General features: G+C 63.2%; 15 protein-coding genes. 7 read left to right on the forward strand and 8 right to left on the reverse strand.

From position 1 onward, the window contains the following. Positions 1-179: 179 nt before the first annotated feature. Both AC6I6L_RS14035 and AC6I6L_RS14040 read left to right on the forward strand, forming a co-directional pair. Positions 180-1,754, forward strand: a complete 1,575-nt coding sequence (locus AC6I6L_RS14035) for a replication factor C large subunit (protein WP_497918389.1) — start codon at positions 180-182, stop codon at positions 1,752-1,754. 135 nt (positions 1,755-1,889) lie between these two features. Continuing rightward, positions 1,890-2,093, forward strand: a complete 204-nt coding sequence (locus AC6I6L_RS14040; RefSeq protein WP_497918390.1) for a hypothetical protein — start codon at positions 1,890-1,892, stop codon at positions 2,091-2,093. A 6-nt stretch (positions 2,094-2,099) separates the two neighbouring features. On the opposite strand, the gene bioD is transcribed toward AC6I6L_RS14040, so the two are convergent. The 4 genes from bioD to bioB all read right to left on the reverse strand — a co-directional run bounded on the left by bioD (position 2,100) and on the right by bioB (position 6,345). Beyond that, a complete protein-coding gene (bioD, locus tag AC6I6L_RS14045) occupies positions 2,100-2,795 on the reverse strand; it encodes a dethiobiotin synthase (protein ID WP_497918391.1) in 696 nt (231 codons plus the stop codon). After that, the gene (locus AC6I6L_RS14050; protein WP_497918392.1) at positions 2,792-4,006 is read right to left on the reverse strand and encodes an aminotransferase class I/II-fold pyridoxal phosphate-dependent enzyme; all 1,215 of its coding nucleotides are present in this window, start codon (positions 4,004-4,006) and stop codon (positions 2,792-2,794) included. The genes bioD and AC6I6L_RS14050 overlap by 4 nt, the downstream gene beginning before the upstream one ends. A gap of 80 nt (positions 4,007-4,086) precedes the next feature. After that, positions 4,087-5,145: a (S)-8-amino-7-oxononanoate synthase BioU gene (bioU, locus tag AC6I6L_RS14055; protein ID WP_497918393.1), complete on the reverse strand. Its 1,059-nt coding sequence runs from the start codon at positions 5,143-5,145 to the stop codon at positions 4,087-4,089. A gap of 69 nt (positions 5,146-5,214) precedes the next feature. Then, positions 5,215-6,345 carry a biotin synthase BioB gene (gene bioB / locus AC6I6L_RS14060; RefSeq protein ID WP_497918394.1) on the reverse strand — a complete coding sequence of 377 codons (1,131 nt, stop codon included), beginning with the start codon at positions 6,343-6,345 and terminating at the stop codon, positions 5,215-5,217. 393 nt (positions 6,346-6,738) lie between these two features. Between bioB and AC6I6L_RS14065 the strand changes: the two genes are divergently transcribed. Beyond that, positions 6,739-7,428 (forward strand): hypothetical protein, encoded by a 690-nt coding sequence (locus AC6I6L_RS14065; protein WP_497918395.1) that lies wholly within the window; start codon positions 6,739-6,741, stop codon positions 7,426-7,428. 734 nt (positions 7,429-8,162) lie between these two features. Next, the gene (locus tag AC6I6L_RS14070; protein WP_497918396.1) at positions 8,163-9,998 is read left to right on the forward strand and encodes a hypothetical protein; all 1,836 of its coding nucleotides are present in this window, start codon (positions 8,163-8,165) and stop codon (positions 9,996-9,998) included. Positions 9,999-10,196: 198 nt separating this feature from the next. Here AC6I6L_RS14070 and sucD read toward each other — a convergent pair whose 3' ends face one another. Together sucD and sucC are read right to left on the reverse strand one after the other, a co-directional pair. After that, positions 10,197-11,069, reverse strand: a complete 873-nt coding sequence (sucD, locus tag AC6I6L_RS14075) for a succinate--CoA ligase subunit alpha (protein WP_497918397.1) — start codon at positions 11,067-11,069, stop codon at positions 10,197-10,199. Further along, positions 11,066-12,217 (reverse strand): ADP-forming succinate--CoA ligase subunit beta, encoded by a 1,152-nt coding sequence (gene sucC / locus AC6I6L_RS14080; RefSeq protein ID WP_497918398.1) that lies wholly within the window; start codon positions 12,215-12,217, stop codon positions 11,066-11,068. Before sucC ends, sucD begins: the two co-directional genes overlap by 4 nt. A 210-nt stretch (positions 12,218-12,427) precedes the next feature. Here sucC and AC6I6L_RS14085 point away from each other — a divergent pair, with 210 nt between their 5' ends. After that, positions 12,428-12,547: a phosphohydrolase gene (locus AC6I6L_RS14085; RefSeq protein ID WP_497918399.1), complete on the forward strand. Its 120-nt coding sequence runs from the start codon at positions 12,428-12,430 to the stop codon at positions 12,545-12,547. Positions 12,548-12,884: 337 nt separating this feature from the next. Continuing rightward, positions 12,885-13,757, forward strand: coding sequence for a UbiA family prenyltransferase (locus AC6I6L_RS14090; protein ID WP_497918400.1), 873 nt, complete (start codon positions 12,885-12,887; stop codon positions 13,755-13,757). Between the two features lie 80 nt (positions 13,758-13,837). Here AC6I6L_RS14090 and AC6I6L_RS14095 read toward each other — a convergent pair whose 3' ends face one another. Together AC6I6L_RS14095 and AC6I6L_RS14100 are read right to left on the reverse strand one after the other, a co-directional pair. Beyond that, the gene (locus AC6I6L_RS14095; protein WP_497918401.1) at positions 13,838-14,065 is read right to left on the reverse strand and encodes a DUF5795 family protein; all 228 of its coding nucleotides are present in this window, start codon (positions 14,063-14,065) and stop codon (positions 13,838-13,840) included. A gap of 325 nt (positions 14,066-14,390) precedes the next feature. Next, on the reverse strand, positions 14,391-15,185 hold the full coding sequence (locus tag AC6I6L_RS14100; RefSeq protein WP_497918402.1) for a helix-turn-helix transcriptional regulator: 795 nt from the start codon (positions 15,183-15,185) through the stop codon (positions 14,391-14,393). Between the two features lie 375 nt (positions 15,186-15,560). Here AC6I6L_RS14100 and AC6I6L_RS14105 point away from each other — a divergent pair, with 375 nt between their 5' ends. Then, positions 15,561-16,496, forward strand: coding sequence for an ABC transporter substrate-binding protein (locus tag AC6I6L_RS14105; RefSeq protein ID WP_497918403.1), 936 nt, complete (start codon positions 15,561-15,563; stop codon positions 16,494-16,496). Positions 16,497-16,503 lie beyond the last annotated feature (7 nt).

Below are 16,503 nucleotides of genomic sequence, written 5' to 3' on the forward strand. Positions count from 1 at the left end.
TTCAAAGACGGCTTTCGGCGGGTTGGTCCAATGGAGAACGAGAGCAGTTGCTGCGAGCGACCCCCTCGTCTTGACTGAGGACACAGGTACGAAGGCGTCAGGTCTCGTCTATCGTAGATCCGTCGACGAGGAACGACGCTCCGCAACCACTAAACGCGACTCGTCCCTATCACGGTGCAATGAGCGACTGGACCGAAACGTACCGCCCGACGACGCTGTCGGAGGTGCGGGGGAACAACAAGGCCCGTGATCAGCTCGAGGAGTGGGCACGGAGCTGGGAGGACCACCGAAAATCGGTGATCGTTCACGGGAGCCCCGGCGTCGGGAAGACCTCCGCGGCCCACGCGCTGGCAAACGATATGGGCTGGCCCGTGATGGAACTCAACGCCAGCGACAGCCGCGGAGCCGACGTCATCGAGCGCATCGCGGGCGAAGCCGCAAAGAGCGGCACCCTCACCGCTGGTGGGGCCGGCCGCCGGCTGGTCATTCTGGACGAGGCGGACAACTTCCACGGCAACGCCGACTACGGCGGTTCGCGGGAGGTGACCCGCGTCGTCAAAGACGCCAACCAGCCGATCGTCCTCCTCGCAAACGAGTTCTACGACATGAGCCAGTCGCTTCGCAGCGCCTGCGAGACGATCGAGTTCCGTGACATCTCGAAGCGATCGATCGTCCCCGTGTTACGGGACATTTGCCGCCGGGAGGGAATCGAATACGAGGAGGACGCGCTGACCAAGATTGCCGAAGCCACGAGCGGCGACCTCCGATCGGCGGTCAACGACCTCCAGGCGGTCGCCGAAGAGGCCGAGCGGCTGACCGTCGACGACGTGGTCACGGGCGATCGGGACACGACCGAGGGGATCTTCGACTACCTCGACGCGCTGATCAAAGAGGAAGACGCCGAAGGGGCGCTTCGGGCGTCCTACGACGTCGACGAAACGCCGGACGAACTGTTAAACTGGATCGAGGACAACGTCCCGAAAGACTACGAGGGGGCGGAACTGGCCGACGCCTACGGCTATCTCGCGAACGCCGATCGCTGGCTCGGCCGCGTTCGATCGACGCAGAACTACTCCTACTGGCGATACGCGACCGACAACATGACCGCCGGCGTCGCTGCCTCGCGCCGCGAGCCGAAAGGCGGCTGGACCCGGTACGGTCCGCCGAGTTACTGGTCGAAACTCGGGAGAACCAAGGGAACGCGAAACACTCGCGACTCGATCGCCGAGCGAATTGCTGAGCGCGAGGGGACGAGCGTCGCAACGGCTCGCCGCGAGATCATGCCGTTTCTCGCTGCGATGACCCACCACTGTACGAACCGCGACCTGACGGTTCGCATGGCCGCCATCTACGACCTCGACGAGGGGGACGTCTCGTTTGTCACCGGCAGCGGCAATGATACCAACAAGGTCCAGTCGATCGTCGAGGACGCCGACGAGTTGCAGTCCGACCAGGCGGTCGCCCACGCCGAAAACGCCTTTTTCCAGCCCGAGACGGTTGTGGAAGGCTCTGACGGTGGAACGGAGGAGTCGGATGCGACACAGAGCGACGCGGCGGAGACGGACGCGAGTGAAGCAACTGCCGGTGGCCAGCAATCGCTTACCGCGACGACCGAGCCGGCTTCAGACGCCGAGGGGTCGACCGACGAATCGGTGGCTATCGGTGCTGAGGAATCGGCCGAAGAATCGTCGACCGAGGAGCCACAGACTGAGGAACCTGACGATGATCAATCAGGTTTGTCGGATTTCCTGTAAGCCGTTCTCGACCACGTTCGCTGCCGCGTATCGGTTTCTCGTGTGATGGGAACAGAACAAAAAGTATCAACCTATAGAACGATCGACACTATTACGGTGGTGAGCGGTGTCGTACTCATCAGTGAGAATTCCCCCATGAGCGACTACAATTGCCCCCTGTGTGCGGACACGTACGGCGAGGAGACGGACCTCCACGTCCATCTCGAAGTGGAACACCGCAAGTCCGATATCGTGTCGCACCTCGTCGATCGACTCGACGACACGATCACCCATACCGGGTCGAGCGCCGACGACGATCGCCGACCCGTCGAGGACGAACCGCCCCTCCCGCCGGCCTGATCGCGGTTATCCTTCTTCCGCCGAGAACCGGTCGAGAAAAGCCTGCGACAACGCATCACAGACCCCCGCTGCGAGCGTCCGCGGTTCAGTTCCCGGAAGCGGCGGGACCGTTTCGACCGGGAGGTCGGTCATGCGTTCGAGTTCTGCCGGATTCGTCCGTTCGGCGACCGTCGTCCCCTCGTACTCGTTGCAGACGACTGCGCGAACGGAGACGCCGCGACGCTCGAGCGCCGAGACCGTGAGCGCCGTGTGGTTCAGCGTTCCCAGCCCCGATCGCGTGACGACGATCGCCGCCGGGGCGCAATCGACCACGAGATCGAGCACCTCCCTGTCGCCGGCCAGTGGCACTCTGAGTCCGCCGACACCCTCGATGATTGGGGCCGGGGTTGCGTCGATAGCATCCCGGCAGTCCTCGAAAATGGCGTCGTAAGAGAGCGTCTCGCCGGATTCCGCGGCGGCGACGCGCGGTGCCAGCGGCGGTTCGAGATGCCGGAGACAGGTCGCCGCGTCGTCGTCGCCACAGGCCTTGCCCACGAACCTCGCGTCGTCGTCCGGCGGGTGGCCGGTCTGGGCGGGTTTGATCGCTCTCGCGTCGACCCCCCGCTCGCGGAGCCAGCGCGTAAGCGCCGCCGTCACGACGGTCTTGCCGACGCCTGTGTCCGTGCCGACGATCGCGATTGGCGCTTTGGCGTCCCCCGTCATAACACGCCGACCGCCTCCCCGGCGGCCTGAAACGCCTCGAGACAGGTGACGATGTCCGCCTGATCGTGGGTTGCGAGCGGAACGACCCGAATTCGGCTGGCTCCGTCGGGGACCGTCGGCGGCCGGATCGCGGGTGCGACGACGCCTCTGGCCCGGACCGCCTCGGCCAACTCGAGTGCGGTGGTTCGATCACCGACGAGCACCGGGAGAATCTGGGAATCTCCGAGCACTCGAAAGCCCATCGCCTCGAGACCGTCCCGGAGATGGGCGACGTTCTCCCAGAGCCGTTCGCGCGCGTCGCTGTGGCGAGCGAGATGTAACGCCTCGCTGGCGGCGGCGGCGGCCGGCGGGTTCAGCCCGGTTGAGAAGACGAACGATCGGGCGTCGTTGATCAGCAACTCGATCAGGGCCTCGTTTCCGGCGACGTAGCCACCCTGGCTGGCCAGCGCCTTCGACAGCGTTCCCAGTTGGATCTGGACGCGATCAGCGAGGCCCTCCGCCTGAACGATGCCGCCGCCATCTGCGTAGAGCCCGGTTGCGTGGGCTTCGTCGACCATGACCCACGCCCCGTAGGCTTCGGCTGCATCACAAATTTCCGACAGCGGCGCGACGGTGCCGTCCATACTGAACACGGAATCGGTGACGATCAGCCACGACTGCGCGTCGGAGTCGGCGCGACCGGCTCGGCCGGCGAGTTTCGATCGGAGGTCCGTCACGTCGCAGTGATCGTAGACGACGGTCTCGGCTCCCGACAGCCGACAGCCGTCGATGATACTCGCGTGATTGCGCTCGTCCGAGAAGATCACGTCGGGCGCGAGCGCCGCGATCGTCCCGACGTTCGCCGCGTACCCCGACGAAAAGGTCAGCGCGCGATCAGTTCTCTTCGTCTCGGCGAGCACCCGTTCGAGATCCTGATGAACGAGTGTGTCGCCGGTGACCAGTCGGCTCGCACCCGCGCCGGTCCCGACCGTCGCGGCCGCCTGTCGGGCCGCGTCCTGTACGCGCTGGTCGTCGGTCAATCCGAGATAGTTGTTCGACGCGAACACGAGCGCTTCCTCGGAATCGAGGACGGGAAGATCGCCGCCCGAAGGGGCCGCGAAGTAGCCTCGCTCGGCTACCCGATCGACCGGTGACAGGGTTCGCTTCAATTCCGCCGCTTCGAGATCGTCGAGCCGTCCATCGAGGTCGAACCCACGATCGCGATCGTCCATTCGAGTGTACGGAGTCAGTGGCACGATTTTACTCTCACGATTCCGCTCGGCGGGAGGGATTGCGGGGAAACGCCGGCGTGTCAGAATCCAGGCATCAGTTCCGCCGGGCCGAAGACACCGTACTCGCCGGCTCGATTCCGTCGCACGCCGGTTTTGAGGTAGCCCAGCGCAGGGCCGTTGACGTTCGCCTCCATGCTCGTCGCGTCGTCGAGCTGGAAGGTGTTCGTCGCCGTCTCGCCGTCGAACGTCGTCCCCGTCACGGAGACCGTCGTCGTGGTCGGCTTCTCGTCGCTGCTGACGTCTAAAATTCCGCCGACGGTGACGTCCTCGGCGTCACAGACGCCGGCTCGGTCGAGCAACACGTCGTCGGCGTGTTCCATGTCCTCGAACTCGATGACGCCGTCGTGGTCGTCGATGATCGCCTCGATTTCCTCGTCCGACAGGTCGCGCGCGGTGTCGATATCGTACTCGGGGAGGTGGGCGATATCCTCACGGACCGTCCCCCGATTATCCTCGTAGCCGGATTTGAGTCCGACGCCCCACCAGATGTCGACCGCCTCGACCTCGACGAACGACTGGGCGGCCAGCGCGGCCGCCCCGGTGAGGAATCCGGGAGTCGCACCCGCACCACAGATGAACGTAATCCCCCGTTTTTCGAGTTCCTCGCTGCGATCGTCGAGCATCTCGATCACGCGCGATCGCTTGAGCACGTCGATCAGGACGCCCGAATAGCCGCCCTCGACGAACCGATCGGCCACGCGCGGAATGAAGTCGTGCTCGTAGTTCGGCAGTGCGAGCAAAACGGCGTCGATCCGATCGCCGTGATCGATGATATCCTGGATGGGGTCCTCGCTGGGGCGGGCCTGACTCGACGCGACGACGCCCCTGTCCTCGCCGTGTTGTTTGACGCCGCGTTCGCTTTCTGCCGTCGTCGCGCCGCCGTCAGTCGCGACTTCGTTGTCGATGTTCCCCTCCGTCGCCGCGAGCAGTTCGTCGACGTCGAGACCGTCGAAATCGATCGCGGTGCCGTGTCGATCGCAGGCTGCGACGGGTACGAGTCCGTCCTTGTGCTGGCTGACTTCGAGCGTTCGTCGTCCGATACCGCCGGTTCCGAGTACCGCAAACGTCGTTTCGTCCATGTGTAGCGTCTCTCGTTTCGGGTTCGTCTCGTCAGTTGTCGCGCAGTTCCGCGTTCGGGTCGTCGATCGTCAGTCGTCGCCCGGTTCCGCACCCGTACTCGCGGTCGATTCGCCCCCCGCGTCGGCCACACCCTCCACATCGGTCACATCGTCTGCGTCAGCGCGGGCCTTGACCGTCTCGGGGTCGAACTCGTTGGTCTCCATGTTGGGTTCCAGACCGGCGCGTTCGATGATTTCGATATCTTCGCCGGGGGACTGGCCCTCCGTCGTGAGGTAGTCGCCGGTAAGGAGTCCGTCCGCACCCGCCTCGAGCGGAAGATGCTGTTCCTCGGGCGCGAGATTGACCTCACGGCCGCCCGTCAGGCGGACCCGGGACTCGGGGTGGAGCAGTTTGTACACCGCGACCGTCTTGACGATCTCTTCGGTCGAGATGGCCGCGCCCTGCTCGGCCAGCGGCGTGCCCGCGACCGGGTTCAACACGTTCACCGGGAGCGAGGAGATGCCGATCTCCTGGAGGGCGATCGCCGCGTCGACGCGATCGGTCGGCGTCTCGCCCATCCCGAGGATGACGCCGGCACAGAGGTCCATGCCGGCCTCCCTGGCGATCTCGAGCGTTTCGACGCGATCCTCGAACCTGTGGCTGCCGACGATTTCGGGGAAGTAGTTCGGTGAGGTTTCGATGTTGTGATTGTAGTGGTTGATCCCCTCTGCAGCGAGAATTGCGGCTTCCTCCTCGGTGAGGATGCCCAGGGAGGCGTCGATTTCGAGGTCGCACTCGTCGCGAACGAGGCGGATGGACTCGAGAACCTCGTCCCACTCCTCGGGGCGGTGTTCTTTCGAGACGCCTTTTTCGGCGACGACGATTCCGAACCGCTGTGCACCGTCGCGCTCGGCGCGTTTCGCGGCCTCGAGGATCTTCTCCGGTCCGAGGAAGTCGTAGGTGTCGATGCCGGTATCGAAGTGGACCGACTGCGCACAGAACCCGCAGTCCTCGGCGCAGTTGCCCGCCTTCGCGTTGACGATCGAGCAGGCGTCGACCGTGCCGTCGCCAAAGTGATCGCGCACGGTCGCCCCGGCTTCTGCGAGCGCCTCGACCGGCTGGGCCATCAGTGCGAGCCCGTCGGTGCGGTCGAGTCGCTCGCCGGCCAGCACTCGCTCGAGCGCGTCGTCGATCGTCTCGTTGTTCGTCTCGTAAACCACGATTCAATTTGTGGTTGACGAACCTATAATTGTTGTGGAGGGGTCATCCCCACCAACACTCCGGAACGATCGATCAGCCCACAGTTTCTCGCCAGAACGGCCGTCCATCACGTACCGTCCGATGCGGGAGTCGATGCCGAGTCGACCCGTGAGGCCGGAACCACCGCTACAGGCCGACCACCGATGGAGTCCAGAATCGACAGAATCATCACGGAATGTGGGTAATTGAATCGCCAATTATCTGTCCTGATAGTGAACAAATGTCAACCCGAATCGTTCTCACAGCGGTAGCTCGGCCATCACGTTCATATCTCAGTTGTATCAGTCGTCATGACTAGCAAACATTCCAAAAATTAAAGGTGTGTGACAATCCACTATGAGAGAACGAGTGCAATGACCGACAGTACCGCAGATAAAAACGCGAGTGAGGGGTTCGACGTGGGACCGAGTGCCGACGAACTGTTCGGTGATATCGAGGAGTCGTTCGAGGGGGAGCCAACGGATCGAAACGCAACCGACGCGCCGACGCCGACCGATCGGATCGAGGACCAGACCGCCGCCGACGTGTTCAACCAGCTTCGTTCGGACGTCAGCGACGATACCGAGGACGTCCTCGCTGAAGAAAGTCCGGAGGACATCATCGCGAGCGCGGACGAACCCGAGGAAGAACCGGCTGTCGACGACGCACTGCTTGTCGACGAAACTGCCCTCGAAGACCTGTTGCTCACCGGGCGGACGAAAGACGAGGAGTTCCTCTGGGTGGACGCCGGAGACCACACGGATGCGACTGCTGTCGATGAGGTGACGGAGCCATCGGCCGAACCGACCGCCGATTCTGACTCCGAAAACATCGCCGACGGAGACGATCACGCAGATGCCGCGTCGGTCGGGGCTCAGCCAACTTCGGGTCCCATCGAGGAGGCGGAACCGATCGACGAGAGCGACGATTCGGACGCCGCACCCGACGGCGACGAAACCTCGCTGGTCCTCAAAGACGAGGACCAGTCCCTCGCGACGACCGACGATGAGTCTCCGTCCGGGGTTCTCGGCTGGCTCCGATCGAAACTCGGGAAACTGTTCTAGCGTCGGCCGAACTGTCTCTGGACTCGATAGGCGGGCGGTCACTGCGTCTCCTCGGTTTCCTCACTCGCGACCGTACCGATACGATCTCGTTGTTCGTTCCACCACGGGTACCCACGTCATCCTGAGAGACCAGTCTTACAGCTCCGGGATCGCTTGTAACTCTCCGTGACACCCGCTGCCAGAGTTCTGACCGACCACACACCCGCTCCCGAGAACGCCGCTACCCACTCTCAGGGGCTGTCATCGTGGTCGCGTTTGGATAGTCCAACGCACACTGGACTCTACGATCGGATTCGGTTCGGCCGGTTTCGCGATCGTCATCCCACGACACCCTCGAAAATCGCGTCGATTCTATGATTGCTGTCATGTAGCTACTGACCATCCAAAAATCAGCAGCTGTCATATATTTATTATGTGTGAAATATATTAGCTTCTGACCTCCTGCTATCGATACGTGGCTTCTTAGTCCCTCTATACGTCTGTTTTCCGACGAAAGCGATGACATGCAAGTAGCTATTGTAAGACATTTCTAAGAAAGTATTTACTCTTCGATGAACATTCATATAACTGGAAGTACGTCATTACTGTAGCGATCACGTGACGACTTCGGAAGTGCGATTGGACGTGACATTCAACAAGACGGACCAGCAGTGGTGGGGTAGTTCACGACTGGGTGGTCGACACACTACCGCTTCGAATTCCGAACAGTACCGAGATGCAACACCGAGGGTCGAATGACTGACGAGAGCGCGGTCAGTCGAAGACGGCTTCTTCGATCGATCGGCGTCGGGGGTGCCGTCTCCGTTGCGGGGTGTACCGGAACCGGCGGAAACGGTTCCGACGACCCCTGTCGCGACCTCACGATTGATCTGAGTACGGGCACCACGAACGGCGTCCCGGACACGTTCGGGACGACCGATCCCGACTGGCGGGTCGCCAGTTCCCCCGACGGGACCACGGGCCAGGCGATAAGTATCGAACCGGTCGCCCAGTGGGCCACGCTGACGACCGCCAACTGGATCGACCCCTACGGCACGGGCGGCTGGCCCGCACCGTACGACCCCGAGGGCGATTACGTCTACGAGATCGACTTCGAGGTACCTGACAACTGGAGCGATGACGAGTGCGAACTCCGGATCAACCAGTGGGCAGTCGACGACGACGCCACGATCGAACTCGAGGGACCCGGCGGGACGACGACGCTCGCACAGGACTCCGGGTTTTCGACGCTCAAGGGTCCGGTAACCCAGTCCGTCGGTCCCGGCCAGTACACACTTCGTGTCGATGTCCACAACAGGATCTCGATCACGGGCCTCCTGATGGACGCCGAACTCGTCTGTGAGTGTGACGAAGAGCCGGTCGAGGACGTCTGTGACCTCTCGGTGCGCAAAGAACACACGGGCGAGGCCGACGAACCGCTCGTGCCCGGACAGACGACGACGTTCGAGATCACCGTCTGCAACGACGGAAGCGGGTCGTGTCGCGGCGGGACCGTGACGGTCGTCGACGAACTCCCACCCGGATTCGCGTACGTCTCAGGGTCCGGCACCGGCTGGAGTGCCACCGAGAGTGGTGGTACCGTCACCTTCGAGCACGCACACAGCGGTCTGGGCTCGGGCGACTGTCTCCCGCCGATCGAGCTCACCGTCGAGGTGACGGCGGTGCCGGACGACGCCGACGAACTCGTCAACTGCGCCACCGTCAGGCAGGGCGACGAGAGCGCCAGTCACAAGACCGATTGCGCCACCGTCCCCGTTCGGCCCGGTGACGATCACGGCGGCTGTGACCTCGCGGTCACCAAGCGCCACGACGGCGATTTCGTCACTCCGGGGTCGACGACCACCTTCGAGATCGACGTCTGTAACGTGGGCGAAGACCTCTGTCGCGGTCCGGTCACCGCGATCGATCCGCTCCCGGCGGGCGTCTCGTTCGTCTCCGGCTCCGGAAGCGGCTGGAGCTGTACGGAAACCGGTGGAACTGTTACTTGCGAGCACGGGAATACAAACGGTCTCGGACCGGGCGATTGCCTCCCGACCCTGACGCTCGAGGTGTCCGTCGGTTCGATCGACGAAGTTGGGGACGCGATCCGTAACTGTGTCAGCCTGAAATACGACGACGCCGACCCGGACAACAACCGCGACTGCATTCAGGTCCCCGTCCGTCCGGAGACCACGGACTGCGACGGACTCGAGATTCGAAAGCGAACGGGAAGTGACTTCGTCTACGGCGGGCAGGCGACCTACGAGATCGAAGTCTGTAACGCGGGCGAGCACCCGTGCGAAGGGAAGGTCTCCGTGACCGACGAGTTGCCGGACGGGATCTCGTTCGTCTCCGCCGCCGGAAGCGGCTGGACGGCGTCGGCGGCAGGCGGAACCGTCACCGCGACCCACCCGAACGGGTCGGGGCTTGCACCGGGCAGTTGTCTGCCTGTGCTAACGCTCACCGTGCAGGTCGCTCCGGTCGATCGGTTCCCCGGCGGCTCCGACGGCATCCGCAACTGTGCCCGGTTGTTCGTGGACGGCACGTTCATCGATCAGGGCTGTGTGACCCACGCGGTCACCCGCGAATAGCCGACGGGCATCTCGTCGGTGCGATTCGCGATTCGATCGGCGGTCTGCGACTGCGATACTCGAACGGTCGGAGCCGCTGTGTCAACCGCTCACGACGTCGGTTCTCGAACGCTGACGACCGCTGGATCGACCGACGAGACTCGGCCCCGAACGACGGGGAGACGATATCGGCCGAAGAAAAAACGCCGTCCGATCGGCTTACGAGAGGAACTCTTCGATGTGGTCTGCGACTTCTTCGGGGGTGTCACCGACGGGGACACCGGCGTCGTTGAGCGCTGAAATCTTGCTCTCTGCAGTTCCCGTCCCGGAACCGGAGACGATCGCGCCGGCGTGGCCCATACGCTTGCCCGGCGGGGCGGTGCGGCCGGCGATGAAGCCGGCGACGGGCGTGTCGACGTGCTCGTCGATGAACGCGGCGGCTTCCTCTTCGTCTTCGCCGCCGATCTCGCCGCACATGACGATCGCGTCCGTCTCGTCGTCGTTCTCGAACAGTTCGAGGGCGTCGACGAAGTCGGTGCCGATAATCGGGTCGCCGCCGATACCGATCGCGGTGGTCTGCCCGATGCCGCGTTTGGTCAGGTTGTCGACGACCTGGTAGGTCAGCGTGCCCGATCGGGAGACGAGGCCGACGTTCCCATCCGAGAAGATGTTTCCGGGGAGAATGCCGAGTTTCGCCTCGCCGGGCGTGATGAGGCCGGGACAGTTCGGACCGATGAGGCGGGTGTCGGTTTCGGTGAGTCGCTTGGCCACCTTCGCCATGTCCTGGGTCGGAACGCCTTCGGTGATGGCGACGGCGAGGTCGAGGTCCGTGTCCAGCGCCTCGAAAATGGCGTCGCCCGCGAACGCCGGTGGGACGAAGATGACGGACGTGTCGGCGTTTTCCGCTTCGACGGCCTCGTCGACCGTGTTGTAGACGGGGACGCCGGCGGCTTCCTGGCCGCCCTTTCCGGGGACCGCACCGGCGACGACGTTCGTGCCGTACTCCATCATCTGTTCGGCGTGGAACTTGCCTTCCCCGCCGGTGATGCCCTGTACCACGACGCGCGTGTCGTCGTCGACTAGTACGCTCATTGTTCGCTCACCTCGTCAGCGTAGGAAACGGCACGCTGGACCGCGTCCTCGAGGGTCTGTTCAACCGTCACGAGGTCTTCGTTCAGAATTTCCATCCCTTCCTCCCAGTTGGTGCCGGCGAGTCGGACGACGACCGGCTTGGGAATCTCGTCGAACTGCTCGAGCGCCTCGTTGATCCCCTTCGCGACCTCGTCGCCGCGGGTGATCCCGCCGAAGATATTGAAGACGACGCTGTCGACGTTGTCGTCCGAGAAGACCATATCGAGCGCGTTCGCGATGCGGGCCGCCTTCGCGCCACCGCCGACGTCGAGGAAGTTGGCTGGCTTGCCGCCGTAGTGGTCGACCAGATCGAGCGTGGTCATGACGAGACCGGCACCGTTGCCGATAATGCCGACGTTGCCCGACAGGCGGACGTAGTCGAAGTCGTACTCGTCGGCCATCTGCTCGAGTTCGTCGCCGCCAGCGGCCTCTTCTTCCATCTCGGCCAGTTCGGGCTGGCGGAAGAGGGCGTCCTCGTCGATGTTCATCACGGCGTCGGCCGCGATGACCTCGTCGTCGCCGGTGACCATCAGCGGGTTGATCTCTGCGTCGGCACCGTCCCGATCGTCCCAGAGCTGATAGAGCGTGGTGAGGACGCTCGAGACGTCGCGGGCGATCGACTGGTCGACGCCGGCGTCGTAGACCGCTTTGCGGGCCTGATACGGGTGCATCCCGAACGCGGGGTCGATGTGCTCGCGAGCGATCGCATCGGGGTCTTCCTCGGCAACTTCCTCGATGTTGACGCCACCGCGGGTCGAGACCATCGCGACGGGTTTGCCCTCGCCGCGATCCATCGTGATCCCGACGTAGAGTTCGTCGGTGAAGTCGACCGCCTCCTCGACGAGGACGCGATCGACGTGGTAGCCCTTGAGATCCATCCCCAGAATCTCGTCGGCCGCGTCGCGCGCTTCGTCCGCGTCGTCGACGAGTTTGATCCCGCCGGCTTTGCCCCGGCCGCCGACCTGTACCTGCGCTTTGATCGCAACTGGATACCCGATCTCATCCGCCGCGGTGACGACACCGTCGACGTCGGAGGCGAGTTGAGAGGCCGGCGTCGGAATGCCGGCGTCGGCGAAGACCTGCTTCGCCTGGTACTCGTGTAATTTCATAGCCACCCTAGGGGCTGTTCCGCCCTTGCTTAAATCCTGCCAGTTCGGAATCGCGGGGCGATCGGTTTCCGGCATAGCCCGCCGTATTCTGTTTCGTTGTTCAGATTCCGGGCGGCCGAAATCGTCGTGACGGACGAGCCGGCCAGCACAAAATTAACTCAATTTCGTATTAGGGTACATTTATTATCCCGGCCGGTATATCAAGAGGTGATGCCAGAAGTCACGGTCTCCGACTCCCTGTACGAAAAACTCAAGGCACAGACGGACGACTCCATCGAAGACGCGGTCTGGGAACTGATGTACCAGGCTCGGCGAGAAACGCAGGTTTAATCAAGACGGTTTTCCCGGGGCCCGGCGAGCCGATCGCACTGGCTGTGACAATCGGCCCGTCGCCGCTGTCGGCCACGACACCTCACCGTGGGCTTTCGCGTTCTTTCGAGCCGTAGGGTCGATCGCGGTTTGGAGACCAGCGTACCGCGTACCAGGGAGGTCGCCGTCCGACACTCGAATCGGTGCCCGACCACCGAAGCGTTTGAACCCATCGGGTTCCAATTTCGCGACGAGCAGTGCACCACGGTGTCGACGGGAGCGAGGCGCGTAACGTCCCCCGAGAGTTCGTACTGTGGTGTCGCCGCGGCGCTTTGCCTCCGCGCGGAGCGTGGTCGACGTGAGAACCCCGATCGCAGAAAGATCCGGCCAGTACTGGCCCGATCCACTCCTCGCGGGCCTCCGGCTACTGGTCCACAGTAATGTTTTCATTTCGCTCGCCGCATCGAGCGTCGTCATGACGACGACCGTCCTGGCCGACTTCCCACCCGATCCGCGGCCGTTTGGTATCGTCTTCGCGGTGACGGTGTTCGTCTACACGGTCAACCGGTTTACCGACCTCGAGGAAGACGAGACGAACGTCCCTCGACGGGCGGCGTTCGTCAGACGCTACGGCTGGCTCTGGCTGGCGTCCGGGACCGTCCTCTACGTCGCGGCGATCGCGCTTGCAGTCGTCCTCGACGTGCCGGGCGTCGGGTTCATGATCCTGCCGTTGCTCGCGGCGGTCCTGTACTCGACGGTCGGCGTCAAACGGCTGTTCCTCGTCAAGAACCTGTTCGTCGGGGTGGCGTGGGCGCTCGTCCCGCTCGGGACCGGCTACTACTTCGGTCACCCCTGGCGACTCGAGGTCCTTGCGCTTGCGGTCTACGTGGGCGCGATGATCACGATCGCCGCGGTGATTTTCGACGTCAAGGACATCGAGGGCGATCGGGCGGCGGGCATTCGGACGGTGCCGAACACCCTCGGTACTCGACGGACCCGCGTTCTCTCGCAGGCCGCCAACGTCCTCGTCGCGGCGACCCTTCTGGGGGTGGTCGCGACCGGGACGCTGCCGACCGCCTGGCTTGCCGTGCTCGCGTTCAACGGCTACGTCGGCGCGTACATTCCGTTCGCAATGCCCGATCGGGGACCGCTATTTTACGGGTTCGTCGTCGACGGAGAACACGTCTTTCTGGCGGCGGTTCTGCTCGGCCTCGAGTGGCTCGTCTGGTGAGGCAGTCTCCCGCCGGAATCCGATCGGACCGGAGACGAACTGTCCTCCTCGGCGGCTTCAGTCCCGGTCCGTCGGCCGCTTCAGTCTCGATCAGTTTCGCTCCAGTCGCAGTCCTGACACTTAAAGCCGGTGACGAACTCGGTGACCGACGGCATGTAGCCGACGGTGAGGACGTTGCCGCCACAGTCCGGGCACTCCCTGTCCGCCTCGTCGATCGAGTCCACTTCCATGACGGACTCTCCCTCGACCAGTTCCGCGAGTGTAGCCGCCGTAACCATCCGACCCTGAACGACACGATTTTCACTCATATCCGGAAATCGAGTGGCGATTCCCCTAAGGGTTTCCGCTCGCGTCGGGTTCGCGAGCGACGCGGCGTCGGGACGCCCCCATTCGTAACATCCCGTCCGGCCGAAAACCGCTCCGCTGGAACGGTACCCAAAATAGCGGACGGAACGCTGGAACCCCGGCGGTCCGTGCGGATGCACACCACCTACCGTCTCACGAGGAGGGTGCCGACGGTATTCAGTGTACTCCTCGACGACCGTGCACGGCGTGCACGCCCTCGTCTTCGATCGGGACAGTAAGGACGGGCCGGTCGTGGAGCGATCGCTGTCGGCCTGGATCGATCTGTGCTCAGGCGACGCACTCGGCCCGTCGCGCGTAGGACTCGAAGCGATCGACTGCCCACTCGCGGAGGTGTTTGTCCGTGGACTCGAGGAGGGCTGTGGGCAACCCGGTATCGTCCTGAACGCCGATCTGGACGACCGTATCGAGGATTCCGAGATAGAACGGAACCGCCGACTCGGTGACCGACACGGAGACGGTCTCGGACTCCGAGAGCGCCTCGAACGTCTCGCGCAGCGACGGGTCGGAACGAAGCGCCGCGGCAACTGACGGGGTCACGATCACGTCGTGAACCGCACCACCGGCGACCATTTCTCGTGACTTCTCGAGCGGTTCCGCCCCGGTAGCGGGGAGAACTAACCTCGCGTGGTCGGTCTCCGCGATCCGTCGTTCGTGGCGCTCGACGGGGCCGTAGGGATTCGCCGTCGTCGCCCGAACGATCGTCGCGTCCGCGAGCCACGCCGGGTCGACGTCGATCGACGACGAGGGGATCTGCTCGAAGACCGGCCGAAGCCGGATCGCCGTGCCCACGGTCGACAGCGCGTCGTCGATCGACGAAGCGACGAGCGATCCCGATAGCGTCCGCTCGTACGTGTCGGGTTCGGTGCCCACGCGAACGAGTCCTCGCTCGCAGAGCCCGTCCAGATTTCGCTGGAACGTCGTCCGAACGACGTCGACGGACGCGCGCAACGTCTCTTTCGTGACCTGCGGTTCCCCGTCGAACACGTTCAGAATACGGACTCTACAGGGCGACCTGACGACGTGCTCGATCGTCTCGAGTGCATCGTGATTCTCGTCGGTCATTCCAGGACTCGGTTCCCGTTGTAACTAGAGTATTGTTACAATATCGGTCCCGGTTGGTCGTTTGCTACCGGTACGTTTCGGTAGAGGATTGATAACCTAACGAACACGTTCGGTTTCCGTGTCTTGAGTTCCAAAATGACGAATTGTCGTCTCGTCCGAGAATGAAGCGAGGTCGATCTACGTGCGTGTACCATCCTGACGGCCAGGTATTCGTCGCCACCATCGGTTGGTAACCACTTTCGGTTTCCACCGTTGTACGACTAGCTTCTGAACGGGTTCGACAACGGGTTTCACGAGGATATCCGACAGGGAGTAACTGGTTGTCGTTGCAATCGGACCCGAAGCTATTTTGTCTCGGCGCCGTTCGTAGTATCTATGGGGATACAACGGCGAGCGGTGATCGCTGCGATCGCGGGCAGTGCCGCCGTCTCGCTCTCGGGGTGTACAGCACTCAGTGGGGACGACGATGAGACAGGACCGGAGATTCAGGGAGAAACACTGACACTGACGACGACCACGAGTACGGACGACACCGGGCTTCTCGACGAACTCAACGCACCGTTCGAGGATCGGTACGGCGTTACCGTCGATACCGTCGCACAGGGAACCGGAGCGGCACTCGAAACGGCTCGCAACGGCGATTCCGACATCGTGATGGTCCACGCTCGATCGCTCGAAGACGAGTTCATGGAGGACGGCTACGGAGTCAACCGCCGCAACCTCATGTTCAACGACTTCGTCGTCGTCGGAAGTCCGGACGATCCCGCTGGAATCTCCGGAGCGGACGACATCGAAGCGGCACTGACGACGATCGCGGACTCGGAATCGTCGTTCGTCTCTCGAGGCGACAACTCGGGGACCCACACGAAAGAACTCGAACTCTGGGAGACGGCCGGACTGACCGTCGAAACGTTCGGCGACTGGTACATCGACGGCGGCGGCGGAATGGGGGAGATTTTGAACCAGGCGAATCTTCAGGAGGCCTACACGCTGGCCGATCGCGGGACGTTCATTTCCATGCAAGGCGAGATCGATCTCGAGATTCACGTTCAGGGCCCCGTCGAGGACGGTCCCGAAGCGCTCATGAATCCGTACGGGATCGTCGCGGTCAACCCCGCCGTCCACGATCACGTAAACTACGACCTTGCGATGGCGTATATCGGATTCATCACGAGCATCGAGGGGCAAGAAATCATCGAGAGCTATACCTCGGAGGGCGAACAACTGTTCTTTGTCGAAGCACTCGCTGAGGACCCGAACTTTCAGCAGTACGTCCCCGAAGGATGGGAATCCTCAAGCAGCGGTGATTAAAATCCAA

The sequence above is a fragment of the Halosolutus sp. DAT137 genome (genome assembly GCF_059736405.1).

Coding starts and splice junctions, on each gene's coding strand:
- AC6I6L_RS14035 (WP_497918389.1), top strand. CDS start 180: ATGAGCGACTGGACCGAAACGTACCGCCCGACGACGCTGTCGGAGGTG.
- AC6I6L_RS14040 (WP_497918390.1), top strand. CDS start 1,890: ATGAGCGACTACAATTGCCCCCTGTGTGCGGACACGTACGGCGAGGAG.
- bioD (WP_497918391.1), bottom strand. CDS start 2,795: ATGACGGGGGACGCCAAAGCGCCAATCGCGATCGTCGGCACGGACACA.
- AC6I6L_RS14050 (WP_497918392.1), bottom strand. CDS start 4,006: ATGGACGATCGCGATCGTGGGTTCGACCTCGATGGACGGCTCGACGAT.
- bioU (WP_497918393.1), bottom strand. CDS start 5,145: ATGGACGAAACGACGTTTGCGGTACTCGGAACCGGCGGTATCGGACGA.
- AC6I6L_RS14065 (WP_497918395.1), top strand. CDS start 6,739: ATGACCGACAGTACCGCAGATAAAAACGCGAGTGAGGGGTTCGACGTG.
- AC6I6L_RS14070 (WP_497918396.1), top strand. CDS start 8,163: ATGACTGACGAGAGCGCGGTCAGTCGAAGACGGCTTCTTCGATCGATC.
- sucD (WP_497918397.1), bottom strand. CDS start 11,069: ATGAGCGTACTAGTCGACGACGACACGCGCGTCGTGGTACAGGGCATC.
- sucC (WP_497918398.1), bottom strand. CDS start 12,217: ATGAAATTACACGAGTACCAGGCGAAGCAGGTCTTCGCCGACGCCGGC.
- AC6I6L_RS14085 (WP_497918399.1), top strand. CDS start 12,428: ATGCCAGAAGTCACGGTCTCCGACTCCCTGTACGAAAAACTCAAGGCA.
- AC6I6L_RS14095 (WP_497918401.1), bottom strand. CDS start 14,065: ATGAGTGAAAATCGTGTCGTTCAGGGTCGGATGGTTACGGCGGCTACA.
- AC6I6L_RS14100 (WP_497918402.1), bottom strand. CDS start 15,185: ATGACCGACGAGAATCACGATGCACTCGAGACGATCGAGCACGTCGTC.
- AC6I6L_RS14105 (WP_497918403.1), top strand. CDS start 15,561: ATGGGGATACAACGGCGAGCGGTGATCGCTGCGATCGCGGGCAGTGCC.